General features: G+C 72.8%; 11 protein-coding genes. 8 read left to right on the forward strand and 3 right to left on the reverse strand.

Translation table 11 applies throughout. The features are described 5' to 3' along the window. Nucleotides 1–23 precede the first annotated feature (23 nt). A complete protein-coding gene (locus ACFYPH_RS15310) occupies nt 24–1,403 on the forward strand; it encodes a cation:dicarboxylate symporter family transporter (RefSeq protein ID WP_387182135.1) in 1,380 nt (459 codons plus the stop codon). A 263-nt stretch (nt 1,404–1,666) separates the two neighbouring features. Here ACFYPH_RS15310 and ACFYPH_RS15315 read toward each other — a convergent pair whose 3' ends face one another. Then, nucleotides 1,667–2,077, reverse strand: coding sequence for a hypothetical protein (locus ACFYPH_RS15315; RefSeq protein WP_354855993.1), 411 nt, complete (start codon nt 2,075–2,077; stop codon nt 1,667–1,669). Nucleotides 2,078–2,253: 176 nt separating this feature from the next. Between ACFYPH_RS15315 and ACFYPH_RS15320 the strand changes: the two genes are divergently transcribed. From ACFYPH_RS15320 to ACFYPH_RS15335, 4 genes are all read left to right on the forward strand, one after another. After that, on the forward strand, nt 2,254–2,709 hold the full coding sequence (locus tag ACFYPH_RS15320) for an RICIN domain-containing protein (RefSeq protein ID WP_387182138.1): 456 nt from the start codon (nt 2,254–2,256) through the stop codon (nt 2,707–2,709). A 204-nt stretch (nt 2,710–2,913) separates the two neighbouring features. After that, nucleotides 2,914–4,326: an FAD-dependent oxidoreductase gene (locus ACFYPH_RS15325; protein WP_387182141.1), complete on the forward strand. Its 1,413-nt coding sequence runs from the start codon at nt 2,914–2,916 to the stop codon at nt 4,324–4,326. An 87-nt stretch (nt 4,327–4,413) separates the two neighbouring features. Beyond that, nucleotides 4,414–6,585 carry an FUSC family protein gene (locus ACFYPH_RS15330; RefSeq protein WP_387182143.1) on the forward strand — a complete coding sequence of 724 codons (2,172 nt, stop codon included), beginning with the start codon at nt 4,414–4,416 and terminating at the stop codon, nt 6,583–6,585. Between the two features lie 261 nt (nt 6,586–6,846). Further along, on the forward strand, nt 6,847–7,884 hold the full coding sequence (locus tag ACFYPH_RS15335; RefSeq protein WP_387182147.1) for an aminotransferase class V-fold PLP-dependent enzyme: 1,038 nt from the start codon (nt 6,847–6,849) through the stop codon (nt 7,882–7,884). A 6-nt stretch (nt 7,885–7,890) separates the two neighbouring features. Here ACFYPH_RS15335 and ACFYPH_RS15340 read toward each other — a convergent pair whose 3' ends face one another. Then, complete coding sequence (locus ACFYPH_RS15340) at nt 7,891–9,063, reverse strand: acyl-CoA dehydrogenase family protein (protein WP_354855998.1); 1,173 nt, start codon at nt 9,061–9,063, stop codon at nt 7,891–7,893. A 98-nt stretch (nt 9,064–9,161) separates the two neighbouring features. On the opposite strand from ACFYPH_RS15340, the gene ACFYPH_RS15345 reads away from it, so the two are divergent. From ACFYPH_RS15345 to ACFYPH_RS15355, 3 genes are all read left to right on the forward strand, one after another. Next, nucleotides 9,162–9,818: a TetR/AcrR family transcriptional regulator C-terminal domain-containing protein gene (locus ACFYPH_RS15345; RefSeq protein ID WP_355136324.1), complete on the forward strand. Its 657-nt coding sequence runs from the start codon at nt 9,162–9,164 to the stop codon at nt 9,816–9,818. A gap of 103 nt (nt 9,819–9,921) precedes the next feature. Further along, nucleotides 9,922–11,376: an aldehyde dehydrogenase family protein gene (locus tag ACFYPH_RS15350; protein ID WP_387182155.1), complete on the forward strand. Its 1,455-nt coding sequence runs from the start codon at nt 9,922–9,924 to the stop codon at nt 11,374–11,376. Further along, nucleotides 11,373–12,542: an alcohol dehydrogenase catalytic domain-containing protein gene (locus ACFYPH_RS15355; protein WP_387182158.1), complete on the forward strand. Its 1,170-nt coding sequence runs from the start codon at nt 11,373–11,375 to the stop codon at nt 12,540–12,542. Before ACFYPH_RS15350 ends, ACFYPH_RS15355 begins: the two co-directional genes overlap by 4 nt. A gap of 61 nt (nt 12,543–12,603) precedes the next feature. Here ACFYPH_RS15355 and ACFYPH_RS15360 read toward each other — a convergent pair whose 3' ends face one another. Beyond that, complete coding sequence (locus ACFYPH_RS15360; protein WP_354856002.1) at nt 12,604–12,891, reverse strand: hypothetical protein; 288 nt, start codon at nt 12,889–12,891, stop codon at nt 12,604–12,606. Between the last annotated feature and the right edge of the window lie 128 nt (nt 12,892–13,019).

Below are 13,019 nucleotides of genomic sequence, written 5' to 3' on the forward strand. Positions count from 1 at the left end.
GAGACGCGCTTCACATTGTCGACATGGACACCACCGCATCCACCACCACGGCGGAGCCGTCGGCCCGCCGGGACCGTACCCGTTACCTGTACCTGGCCGTCATCGTGGCCGTGCTCGCCGGCATCGTGGTCGGCCTGGTCGCCCCCGATTTCGGCAAGGAACTCAAGCCGATCGGCACGGGCTTCGTCAACCTGATCAAGATGATGATCAGCCCGGTCATCTTCTGCACGATCGTGCTGGGCGTCGGTTCCGTCCGGCAGGCCGCGAAGGTCGGCAAGGTCGGCGGCCTGGCGCTCGGCTACTTCCTGACCATGTCGACCGTCGCGCTCGCCATCGGCCTGGTCGTCGGCAACCTCATCCACCCCGGCTCCGGCCTGGACCTCGGCCAGGACCTCGCGGGCGCCGGCAAGGCCGCCGCCGGAGACGAGGCCGGCGGTACGGCGGAATTCCTGCTCGGGATCATCCCGACCACGCTCTTCTCCGCGCTCACCGAGGGGGAGGTACTCCAGACGCTGCTGGTGGCGCTGCTCGTCGGCTTCGCGGTGCAGGCGATGGGCCGGCGCGGTGAGCCCGTGCTCGGCGCGATCGCCGTCCTCCAGCGGGTCGTCTTCAAGGTCCTCGCCATGATCATGTGGCTGGCGCCGATCGGCGCGTTCGGCGCGATGGCGGCCGTCGTCGGCGCGACCGGCGTGGACGCCCTCAAGAGCCTCGCCCAGATCATGCTCGGCTTCTACGCCACCTGTCTGATCTTCGTGCTGGTCGTCCTGGGCGCGTTGCTGTGGTTCGTGGCCCGGATCTCGATCTTCTCGCTGCTGCGCTACCTCGGCCGGGAGTTCCTGCTGATCCTGTCGACCTCGTCGTCGGAGTCGGCGCTGCCCCGGCTCATCGCCAAGATGGAGCACTTCGGCGTGAGCAAGCCGGTCGTGGGCATCACGGTGCCGACCGGGTACTCGTTCAACCTCGACGGCACGGCGATCTACCTGACGATGGCGTCGCTGTTCATCGCCGACGCGCTCGGCAAGCCCCTGGCCATCGGCGAGCAGATCTCGCTGCTGCTGTTCATGATCATCGCGTCGAAGGGCGCCGCCGGAGTCACCGGCGCCGGGCTGGCCACGCTTGCCGGTGGCCTCCAGTCGCACCGGCCGGACCTGGTGGACGGCGTCGGGCTGATCGTCGGCATCGACCGGTTCATGTCGGAGGCGCGGGCGCTGACGAACTTCGCCGGCAACGCGGTGGCGACCGTCCTGGTGGGAACCTGGACCGGCGAGTTCGACCGGGATCGGGCGGCCGGCGTCCTGCGCGGCGACGACCCGTTCGACGAGGCCACCATGCTCGACGACCACGCAGACGAGTCGGCGGCACGCCCCGACGAATCGACCGCGCCAGCTGGCGTCCCGGCCTGACCGTCCCGGGGGGTGATCGACTCCAGGTCGGCGATATCGGGGTATCCAAGCTTGTAGGACACCCCGATATCGCTGATCTCGTGTCGATCTTCACCGAGAGGTTGACCTCCGGCTGACGACAGAGACCAAACGCTCCCGTGCGACACGACCTCGGGCCCCGCCACCGCTGGCAATCTTGGACACTTTCCGTTAGCTGCTAACGGAAACTGTCCAAGATCTACCCTGTCAACCGCCTCCCGCGCACCGGACGGCGTCGCCCTGGGTCAGCTCGTCGACCTCAGGGCCGCCGCACGGAACTTGGCTGGTGGCAGGTATCCGTGGGCGTCCACGTAGTGGAGCAGGAGCTGAGGAGCGGCGTACGCGACGTTGTCGCCCCGCACCTCGAATTCGGCGCTCTCGCGGGCGATCATGCCCTCCCGAATGGCTTCTCTGGCGTCGTCGCCCAGGTCCCGGATGCAGATCTCGCAGTAGTGGTGTCCCCGTGTCTGGCGGACTCGCACCTTGGCCAGTTCCGTCAGAGCTGGCATCAACCCGCCCGGGGGAGCGCCGGTCGGGAACGGATGCGACGCGTCCAGCCAGCCGACGTTGAGCAGCGGCTCGTCGGATGGCCCACGCCCGTCCTCGTCATGCCGCTTGAGGTACGTGTACGGCGTCAGGTCCACGAAGTAGGTCACGGGTTCTGTGTACCCACCCTCCGCGCACTTGACAGGGGGTGTGTGAGCGTTAACATCGATAAGCGCCATGCATCGGCTCGGCCACCGTCACCGACCTGTGGTCCGGCGCCGGTCTCGGCACCGTCACCGGCACGCTCACCCGATCCATCCCCGCCCACGGGAGCGGCCTGTACCGGGTGGCGCCGCTGACCACCGCCCCCACGCCGACCACCTACACGGTGGCTGCGCGGCACAGCGGCAAGCTCCTCGACGTCTTCAACGCGTCCACCGCCGATGGCGCCAACGTCGTGCAGTGGGGCGCGAACGGGCAGGCCAACCAGCGGTGGCGGTTCCAGGACGCCGGTGGCGGCTACTCGACGGTGACAAGTGTCAGCAGCGGCAAGTGTCTCGACGTGTACGGCGGCGCGGGCGCCACCGCCGACGGCGTCCGCGTGATCCAGTGGACCTGCAACGGCGGCACCAATCAGCAGTGGCGCGTCGAGGACCTCGGAACCGGCTACGTCAGGCTCGTGGCCCGCCACAGCGGGAAGTGTCTCGACGTGCTGAACGCCGCCACGGCGGACGGTGCTCAGGCCGTGCAGTGGACGTGCGGCACCGGCGCCAGCCAACAATGGCGACGCACCACCGCGTAGCGCGCCGTCGGCCCTCGCGGCGGTAATGCGCCGCAGCGGGCGCGGATCCTCGTCACGTCGCTGCCGACGGTCTGGGCGCTGATCGCGGCCGGCACACTGCTGGCACGGCGCTACGCCAGCGGGCCAACTGAAGGCTGACGGCGGGCGCTGCGGTGGTTACGGTCGTGGATGCCGAGGTTTCCCGACCGTTCGAGGAGTGATCGCATGGCCCCCTCTCCGTCCCGGCTCTTCGCGGAGATAGCGACGGCCGAACGACCGGCCGAGACCAGAGTGGTCATGCGGCGAGCGGTGGTGCTCGGCGGCAGCATGGCCGGGTTGCTGGCGGCCCGGGTTTTGAGCGATCACGCCGAGGAAGTGCTGATCATCGAACGGGATCCGTCCAATGTCGACGCCGGGCCTCGGCCGGGGGTGCCCCAGGGCAGCCAGGTGCACGCGCTGCTGCCCGCCGGCCAGGTCCAGTTGGAACGCTGGTTTCCCGGCATCGCCGACGAGGCGCTGGCGCTCGGCGCCCCTCCGCCGCCGCGCGACCAGGGCACCGCGAAGGTCTTCATCAACGGCGTACTGGGTCTGCCGCCGGCAGCGACCGGCACCGGGCCGGCGTTGATCACCACGCGTCCGTTCCTGGAGGCGCTGGTCCGTCGGCGGACCCTCGCCGTCGACAACATCCAGATGGTGTACGGCCGGGCCGAGGGCCTCCTCTTCGACGAGCGGCGCGTCACCGGCGCCCGGTACGTGCCCGAGGGCGGCAGCGAGCCGGTCGTCGAAACGGCGGACCTGGTGGTGGACGCGATGGGCCGGTCCAGCCGGTTGAGTGACTGGCTGGCCGAGGAGGGGTGGCCGCGCCCGCCGATGCACCGTATGCCGATCAAGCTGAACTACGCGACGGCGCTCTACAAGCGCGACGAGAAGGTCAGCGACGCTTGGGTGGCGGTCTTCCACACCATGGCGGGCAAGGGGCGTACCGCCCGGATCGGCGGGATCAACTCGGTCGAAGGGGACCGTTGGATCATGCTGGTCGCCGGCTACGACGGGGACCGGCCCAGCCGCGATGTCGCCGACTTCACCACCCGCTGCCGGGAGCACTACCCGCAGATGTTCGGTGACATCGCCGAACACGGGGAGATGCTCGGCCCGGTGGTCACGTACCACCAGGCGGACAGCCGACGCCGCGACTTCCATGAGCTCGACCGCCTGCCCGCCGGGTTGGTCGCCGCCGGTGACGCGGTCGCGTCCTTCAACCCGGTGTACGGCCAGGGCATGACCTCCGCGACGCTGCACGCCTCCTGCCTGTCAAACTATCTGCGGTCCGGGCCGAAGCCGCACGACGAGCCCGCGCGGGCGTACTTCGACCAGGTCCGCGTGGTGGTCGACGCCGCCTGGCAGGTCTCCACCACCGCCGACATCGAGCTGCCGCACGTCGACGGGCCGTACCCGCCCGGTTACCGGGTCACCAAGTGGTTCGGCGATCTGCTCTTCCGGGCGTCGCTCACCGACCCGGTGCTCAACGCCCGGTTGGGGCGGGTGACCACAATGCTCGACCACCCGGCCGCCCTGAGCCGCCCCGGCACCCTGTTCCGGGCGCTCCGCTTCGGCCTGCGCGGCCGCTCTCGGCGGTGATTCGTCGCCAAACCCGCAGCCCGTGGCGGGGTGCGGTGGAGAATGGTGGGTCGGGAAGGGGTGCCGCGACGAACCGGGGGAGCAGGCGTGCTCGCAACCAGCCTCCTTGGCCGGCTGCGCCGCCGTGACCCGGGGGACGCCGTCCTGCGGCGCGCGGTGCGCCTGACGCTCGTCGCGTCCGTCATCTTCTACGCCTGCCGGTACGGGGCGGGCAGCCCGGTGCTCGCCACGTACGGGCTGTTCGGCGCGATCGCCGCCGGGTCGTTCGCCCAGTTGCCCGGTCCGGCGCCGCAGCGGGCGCGGATCCTCGTCACGTCGCTGCCGGCGGTCTGGGCGCTGATCGCGGCCGGCACGCTGCTGGCGTGGAGCACGTGGGCGGCGGCCGGCGGGATGCTTGTCGTCGGGTTCGTCGTGGCGTTCGCGGGGGTCGGGAATCCACGCCTGGTGGGTCTGGCCAGCGCGTTCCAGCTCTTCTACATTCTGGCGTCCTTTCCGCCGTACCAACCGGACACCCTGCCGCAGCGACTGGGCGGGGTCACGCTCGCGGTCGTGCTGTTCGCCGCGGCCGAGGTGCTGCTCTGGCCCGATCCGGTGCCGGTCACCTTCCGGCAGCTGCTCACCCGGGCGGCGGACGGCGTCGGGGCGTTCCTCGACGACGCCGCCGACGCGCTGACCGACCCGCACGCCGGTCACGGTGGTCGGGACAGCCGGCGCGCGCGGGCGTACGACCTGGTGGCCCCGCTCGGTCTGGGCCGCAACCCGCCGGAGCGGGCGCCGACCGCGGCGGGCGCCCAGGACCGGGCTCTGCGGATCTCGGCGGCGGCGCTGCGGGAGGTGCTCGCCGAGGCGGACCGGCTCGCGGGGGACGCCCCGCCGGAGCCGATCGGAGAGCTGGCGGCGGCGCGGCTGGTGCGCACCTGCGCTGAGACGACCCGGGCCGCCGGCCGGAGCCTGTCACCGGGTGCGCCGCCGGTCGACCTCGCTGGCCTGGACGTCGCGATCCGCGCGGCCGAGGCCGCCTACCCGGTGGGGCGAGGTGGCGGCGCCGACGCGCCGGACGTACCCCGGATGTGCCGGGACGCGACCGCGCTGGCCCTCGCCGACCAGGTGCGGGTCTTCGCCGTCGGTGCCCGGGTCGCCGCCGGGGCGCGGCCCGCCGGAGGCGAGGCATACCCCAGACTTTTCGGGTACGCGCGACACAGCCCGTGGACGCTGTACTGGTGGCAGTTCCGCTCCCACCTTGCTCCCAGCTCCGCACACCTGCACAGCGCGCTTCGGCTGGCCGTGGCGCTGTCGGTCGCCCGGGTGGCTGCCGGGGTGTTGCAGCTCAACCACGGCTTCTGGGTGCTCCTGGCGACACTCACGGTCCTGCGGACCTCGGCCGCCGACACGCGCACCGCGCTGCGACCCGCAGTGCTCGGCACGATCGCGGGCGTCGTCGTCAGTGGCCTGCTGGTGCTCCTCGTCGAGGACCCTGTCGTGTACGCCGTCGTTCTGCCGGTCACGCTGCTGCTGGCGTTCGGTGTCGGTCGGCTGCTGGGCCCGGTGTGGCAACAGGCGCTGTTCACCCTGCTGCTGACGGTCGTGTTCAGTCAGCTCAGCCCCGAGGGTTGGCGGCTCGCCGAGGCCCGGCTGGTCGACGTCGGGCTCGGCGCGGTGATCGGTGTGCTCGCCGGCGTCGCCATGTGGCCGCGCGGTGCGAGCCGCGACCTGCGCCACAACGCCGCGCGTTACCTGACGGCCAGCGGGGACGCGGTCGAGCGGACCGTCGAGGCGGTGCTCGGCGACGCCCCGCCGCCCGAGGACGACCTCGATCGGGTCCGCCAGCGGATGGTCCTGGTCGACTCGTCCTACTGCCAGTACCACTCCGAGCGCCACGACCCGCAGCGCGCACGCGTGAACTGGGACGCCGTCCTGGGTGCCGGACAGCACGTGGTGCCCGGCGCCGAGTCGCTGCTGCGGCGCAACCCGCCCGGCTGCCTCGCCGGCTGGCCGGCGGCGGCGGCCCTGCTGCGGGACGCGGCCGGGCAACTGCGCTCGGCGTACGACGAGCTGGCCGGAGAGGTGGCACAGGGCCGGGCCGCGGGCCCGGTGCCGGCCCCGACCGACTGTGTCGACGAGGTGGACCGGGTCCGTCCGCTGCTCGGCGACGTCGACTCCTCGGCGGTACGGCACCTGGTGGAGGTCGATCGATGGCTCGCCGGCCTCGCCGACAGCCTCACCCGGATCCACCCGCCGGACGCGAACCGGCGTCGATGACGTCGCCGCCCGCGCCTGGCTGGTCGCCTCTGAGGCAGGTTGGTCGTGAGCGACATACCTCAGAGTCATATCTATACCTGAGAGTCATTACGCCCTTCCCGGTGCCCGGCTCCGGGTGGCGAGCGGCGGGCGCCGGGTGCGGGGTGCCGGGCGCAGCCCGCAAGCCCGCGAACCGCCGGCAGTCCGCCGCCGGGAGCCCGCAGGCCGCAGGACTCCGATTGGCCGTGCCCCTGCGCGACGAGCCCGCCTAGCGTCGGTGGCATGGAGATCGCGCAGGCACAGCAGTTGTGGAAGCCGGAGCCCGGCTGGTTGAACACGGCCTCCTACGGGTTGCCGCCCGAGCCGGCCTGGACGGCGTTGCAGGAGGCCCTGGCCGCCTGGCGGGTCGGCAGCACGTCATGGGAGGGCTGGGGCGACTCGGTGCAGCGTTCCCGGAACGCGTTCGCCGGTCTGATCGGCGTGCCGGCCAGTGACGTGGCGGTCGGCGCGACCGTCTCCCAGATGCTGGCGCCGGTGGCGGCGGGGCTGCCGGCGGGGGCCACCGTGGTCGTTCCGGAGATCGAGTTCACCTCGAACCTGTTCCCCTGGCTGGTTCAGGAGGAGCGCGGCGTCACGGTCCGCACGGTGCCGGCGGACCGGCTGGTCGACGCGATCGACGCCGACACCGACCTCGTCGCGTTCAGCCTGGTGCAGTCGGCCGACGGCTCGGTCGCCGCGTACGACGAGATCGTGGCCGCGGCCCGCGCACACGACGCGCTGGTGGTGGTGGACGCGACCCAGGCGTGCGGGTGGCTGCCGTTCGATGGCAGCCGGGCCGACGTGGTGGCCGTGGGCGGCTACAAGTGGCTGATGAACCCGCGCGGCACCGCGTACACCTATCTGGCCCCGGCGCTGCGCGAGCGCCTGCGCCCGGACGCCGCCGGCTGGTACGCGGGCCACGACCCGCACGCCTCCTACTACGGCCCGCCGCTGCGGCTGGCCGACGACGCCCGCCGGTTCGACATCTCGCCGGCCTGGTTCAGCTGGGTCGGCGCGGCCCCCGCCATGGAGCTGGTCGCCGAGATCGGCGTGCCGGCGATCCAGGAGCACGACGTGGCACTGGCCAACCGGTTCCTGACCGGCCTGGGCCGGCCGCCGGGGGACAGCGCCATCGTCACCGTCGAGGTGCCCGGCGCGGAGCAGCGTCTCGCCGCGGCCGGCATCCGGGCGGCGGTGCGCGCCGGGCGGGTCCGCGCCTCGTTCCACCTCTACTCCACCGAGGCCGATGTGGACGCCGCCCTGGAGGCGCTGGCGGGGTGACGCGGTTCAGGCCAGGTGGCCACCGATCTTCGTGTACCCGCGCAGCAGGTCTCGCGAGATGATCAGCCGCTGCATTTCGTCGGTGCCCTCGAAGATGCGGTAGAGCCGCACCTGCCGGTACCAGCGCTCGATGGGCAGCTCCCGGGTGTAGCCCATGCCACCGTGGATCTGGAGCACCCTGTCGACCACCCGGTTGACCATGCCGGCGCCGTAGAGCTTGCCCATCGACGACGCGTGCCGCGGGTCGAGGCCCTGGTCGACCGTCCACGCGGAACGCAGCACCAGCCAGCGGGCCGCCTCCAACTCGGTCTCCGAGTCGGCGATCATCCACTGGATGGCCTGGTTGGTGCCGATCTTCGCGCCGAACGTCTCGCGGGTGTTGGCGTAGTCGATCGCCATCTGCAGGACCCGCTCGGCGATGCCGATGGCGTGCGACGGGATGGTGTAGCGGCCCTTGCCGATCCACTCCATGCCGAGGGTGAAGCCCTGCCCGATCTCGCCGAGGATGTTGCGGTGCGGCACGCGTACACCGTCGAAGATCAGCGACGCGGGCCCGCCCTCGCCCATGGTCTGGATGAACTCCGAGCGCCAGCCCATCGCCCGGTCGACCAGGAACGCGGTCGCGCCGCCGTTGCGGGCGCCCTTCTCCCGGTCGGTCACCGCGACGACGATGGCGAAGTCGGCGTCGTGGCCGCCGGTGATGAAGGTCTTCTCGCCGTCGAGGATCCAGTCGTCGCCGTCGCGGCGGGCGGAGAGCCGGATGTTCGCCGCGTCCGAGCCGGCGCCCGGTTCGGTGATCGCGAAGCAGGACCGCCGCTCGCCCTCGATCGTCGGAATGAGGAATTCCTGCTTCTGCTCCTCGGTGGCGTGGAACAGGATGTTGTCCGCCTCGCCACCGAAGCGGAACGGCACGAACGTGTGGCCCAGCTCCGTCCAGATCAACGACTGGAGGACGGCCGGCAGGTTCATCCCGCCGTACTCCTCGGGGGTCGCCAGGCCCCAGAAGCCGAACTTGCGCGCCTTGAGTTGCAGCTCGCGCACCTCGGAGTGATCCAGGCCCGGTTGGTGCGCCCGCTCGCGGCGCAGCACCTCCGCCTCCAGGGGCATCACCTCGCGGCGGATGAACGACCGGACGGTGTCCCGTACCGCCCGCTCCTCGTCGGTGAGCGAAAAGTCCACGGTGGTCCTCCTGGCGTCGGCGCGGCCGGTCACCCCTAAACTAGCGGTGTAAGTTTTGATGCGTCCAGACCCTACGTCGCCGACTCGCGAGGAGCGCAGTGCCCCGACCCCGCCAGCCCCGGCTCACCCGGCAGCTGATCGTCGACACCGCCACGGCGCTCATCGACGCCGAGGGTCTGCCCGCGCTCTCCACCCGTCGACTCGCCGCCGCGCTGGGCGTGCAGGGCCCGTCGCTCTACAACCACTTCGCCACCAAGGACGAGATCCTCGACGCGGTCGCCGACACGGTGACCGGCGCCGTCGACATCAGCGGCTTCACGGGCCGGGACTGGGCCGGCGCGCTGCGCGACTGGGCCTGGTCGTACCGGCGGGCGCTCACCGCGCACCCGAACATCGTGCCGTACCTGGCCCAGGGGCCCGGTCGCCGGCCGGCCGCCCTCGCCATGGCCGACGCGGTCTACGGCGGCCTGGTCCGCGCCGGGTGGCCACCGGCCCGCGCCACCCACATCGGCGCGGCGCTGCGCTACTTCGTGGCCGGCTCGGCGCTCGGCTCGTTCGCCCGCGGCTTCGTCGAGGATCCCGAGCTGTACGCCGCGCACTACCCGCACCTGCGCCAGGCGCACCGGCTCGCCGAGCACCAGCAGAGCGTGGACGAGGGCGCCTTCGCCCTCGGCCTGGACGCGCTGCTGCACGGCCTGGCCGCCGAGTACGTCCGCACCGTCGGGCCGGTGGAGTCCGGGCGGTCCAGCGGGTAGCGTCCAAACTCCCAGCGCTAGTTTCATCGCCCGCCGCGACCCGTCGCCTTCGCCCGCCGCTCAGCCCGCCCCCATCGCCCGTCGCCACCCCGGAAGGGACGCCATGGACCTCGCCGCCCCGCCGTCGCTGCTGCCCGATGCCCTGCGCCTCCGGCGCCACCCGCACATCGGCGGCGAGTGGACGTCTCCCGCCGGCACCGACGTGATCGACGTGGAGAACCCGAGCACCGGCGAGCTGATCGGTCAGGTGCCCGCCGGCACCGCGGCCGATGTGGACGCCGCCGTCGCCGCCGCCCGCGCCGCCTTTCCCGGCTGGGCGGCCACCGCGCCCGCCGAACGGTCCGCGTACCTCGACCGGCTGCACGCCGCGCTCGCGGCGCGCGCCGACGACCTCGCCCGCACCGTCGCCGTCGAGCTGGGCGCCCCGCTCAAGCTCGCCACCCGCGTGCAGGTCGCGCTGCCGCTGATCGTGCTGCGCGACCACGTGGCGCTCGCCGCCCGGCCGCCGGTCGAGGAGACCATCGGCAACTCCCTCGTCGTGCGCGAGCCGATCGGCGTGGTCGGCGCGATCACCCCGTGGAACTACCCCCTGCACCAGGTGATGGCGAAGGTCGCGCCCGCGCTCGCCGCCGGCTGCACGGTCGTGCTCAAGCCCAGCGAGCTGACCCCGCTGACCGCGTACCTGCTGTTCGACGCGGTCACCGAGGCCGGTCTGCCGCCGGGTGTGCTCAACCTGGTCCCCGGCACCGGCGCGGCGGTCGGCGAGGCGCTCGCCGGGCACCCCGACGTCGACCTGGTCTCGTTCACCGGCTCCACCGCCACCGGCACCCGGATCATGCGACTCGCCGCCGACCGGATCGCCCGGGTCGCGCTGGAGCTGGGTGGCAAGTCCGCCAACGTGATCCTCGAGGATGCCGACCTGGCCGCCGCGGTCAAGGTCGGCGTCGGCAACGCCCTGATGAACTCCGGCCAGACCTGCACGGCGTGGACCCGGATGCTGGTGCACCGCGACCGGTACGCCGAGGCGCTCGACCTGGTCGCGACGGCGGTGGCCGGCTACCGCGTCGGCGACCCGTTCGACCCGGCCACCCGCCTCGGCCCCCTGGTCTCCGCCGCCCAGGCGACGCGGGTGCGCGGCCACGTCGAGCGGGCTCTCGCCGACGGCGCCCGCCTCGTCGCCGGTGGCCCGGACGCCCCGGTCCCGGCGCGGGGGCACTTCGTCGCCCCGACCGTCTTCGCCGACGTGCACCCGGACAGCGCGCTCGCCCAGGAGGAGGTCTTCGGCCCGGTGCTCGCCGTTCTCCCGTTCGACGACACCGACGAGGCCGTCGCCATCGCCAACAACTCGCGCTACGGGCTGGCCGGCGCGGTCTGGTCCGCCGACACCGAGGCGGCGCTCGCGGTGGCGCGGCGGCTGCGGACCGGCGCGGTCGACATCAACGGCGCGGCGTTCAACCCACTCGCGCCCTTCGGCGGCTACAAGCAGTCCGGCCTGGGCCGGGAGCTGGGCGTGCACGGGCTCGCCGAGTTCTGCGAGCTGAAGGCGATCCAGCGATGAGCGCCGCCGAGCCGACGGGCGTACCGGGGGTGGCTGCGGAGCAGGCGGCCGTGCCGGCGGTCAGCGCTGAGCCGGCGGGCGGGTCGGTCACCGTCCGCGCGCTGGTCGCGCGCGGGCCCGGCGCCGAGCTGCGGGTCGAGCGGGTACGCCTGCCCGCGCCCGGCCCCGGCGAGGTGCGGGTGACGATCCGGGCGGCCGGGGTCTGCCACTCCGACCTGTCCATGGTCAACGGCACTCTGGCCGCGACGTTCCCGCTGGTGCTCGGGCACGAGGCGACCGGCGTGGTGGCCGAGGCAGGGGCGGGCACCCGGCTGCCGGTCGGCACGCCGGTGGTGCTCAACTGGGCGCCCGCCTGCCGGACCTGCTGGTGGTGCCGGCACGACGAGCCGTGGCTCTGCGCCGCCAACACCGCCCCGACCGTGGCGCGCGGCGAGACCGAGGACGGCATCGGGCTGCACCTCACGCTGGGTCTCGGCGCGCTCGCCGAGGCGGTGGTGGTGCCGGAGAGCGCCGTCGTACCGATCCCCGCCGGGCTGCCCGCCGAGCAGGCCGCGCTGCTCGGCTGCGCGGTGCTCACGGGCGTCGGCGCGGTCGGCAACACCGCCCGGGTCGCGCCCGGCGAGTCGGTCGCCGTCATCGGGCTCGGCGGGGTCGGGCTCGCCGTTCTCGCCGCAGCCCGCCGGGCCGGCGCCACGACGATCCTCGCCGTCGACGTGGCCGAGGCGAAGCGGGACCTGGCCCTCGCCGCCGGGGCCACCGACTTCCTGCTCTCCGACGACCGGCTCTCCAAGGAGGTGCGGGCACGCACCGAGGGCCGCGGCGTCGACCACGCCTTCGAGTGCGTCGGGCGGGCCGCCACGATTCGGGCGGCGTGGCGGCTCACCCGGCGCGGGGGAGCGGTCACCGTGGTCGGCATGGGCGCCAAGGACGACATGGTCAGCCTCGGCGCGCTCGACATCTTCCACTCCGCCCGTACGCTGCGCTCCTCGGTGTACGGCTCGTCCGACCCGGACCGGGAGGTGCCGGCGCTGGCCACCGAGCTCGCCGACGGCGCACTGGATCTGCGCGTGCTGGTCAGCGGCACGATCGGGCTGGACGAGGCGCCCACCGCGTTCGACCGGTTGGCGCGGGGCGAGGGCGCCCGCTGGGTGGTCACACTGGACTGAGCCGAGCAGGCTCGCATGCGGGCCTGCTCGGGCCGGTGACGTCGGCGGCGATCAGTTTCGATCAGAAGGGTGGTGTGTCCTCGCCCATTAACGCCAGCACGACGCCACCCCTCCCGCTCTTGAGGCTCTGGACCACGACCTTGCCGGTGCTGCCGTCGGGCAGTTCCAACGTGAAGGCCTTCCCGACCGCGTTCTTGGGGCCGTTGCCGGCGCTGTTGGCGGGCCGGAAGTCGCCTGCCCACGGTCGAATCCCACCCTTGCGGGCGGGCTCGGCGAAGAGGGCGGCGGTGCCAGGGGTCCTGGTGCCGTCCGAGGAGAGAAGCACTGAGGCGCTGCGATAGGTAGCCATATGCGCCAAGGCTATCCCGGACTGCGCTCGATCGCGCCCCGCAACTGCCCCTAAACCGAACGGCCAGGGGAGCGATCGTGATCTGCTACCCCTTTGCGACGATCGTGCGGTGGCTAAGGGCCGAGCCA

Source organism: Micromonospora sp. NPDC005252 (genome assembly GCF_042872475.1).
GTDB lineage: Bacteria > Actinomycetota > Actinomycetes > Mycobacteriales > Micromonosporaceae > Micromonospora.

Excerpts from the sequence above, each read along its gene's own strand:
- ACFYPH_RS15310 (WP_387182135.1), top strand. The coding sequence starts at position 24 with ATGGACACCACCGCATCCACCACCACGGCGGAGCCGTCGGCCCGCCGG.
- ACFYPH_RS15325 (WP_387182141.1), top strand. The coding sequence starts at position 2,914 with ATGGCCCCCTCTCCGTCCCGGCTCTTCGCGGAGATAGCGACGGCCGAA.
- ACFYPH_RS15335 (WP_387182147.1), top strand. The coding sequence starts at position 6,847 with ATGGAGATCGCGCAGGCACAGCAGTTGTGGAAGCCGGAGCCCGGCTGG.
- ACFYPH_RS15350 (WP_387182155.1), top strand. The coding sequence starts at position 9,922 with ATGGACCTCGCCGCCCCGCCGTCGCTGCTGCCCGATGCCCTGCGCCTC.
- ACFYPH_RS15355 (WP_387182158.1), top strand. The coding sequence starts at position 11,373 with ATGAGCGCCGCCGAGCCGACGGGCGTACCGGGGGTGGCTGCGGAGCAG.
- ACFYPH_RS15360 (WP_354856002.1), bottom strand. The coding sequence starts at position 12,891 with ATGGCTACCTATCGCAGCGCCTCAGTGCTTCTCTCCTCGGACGGCACC.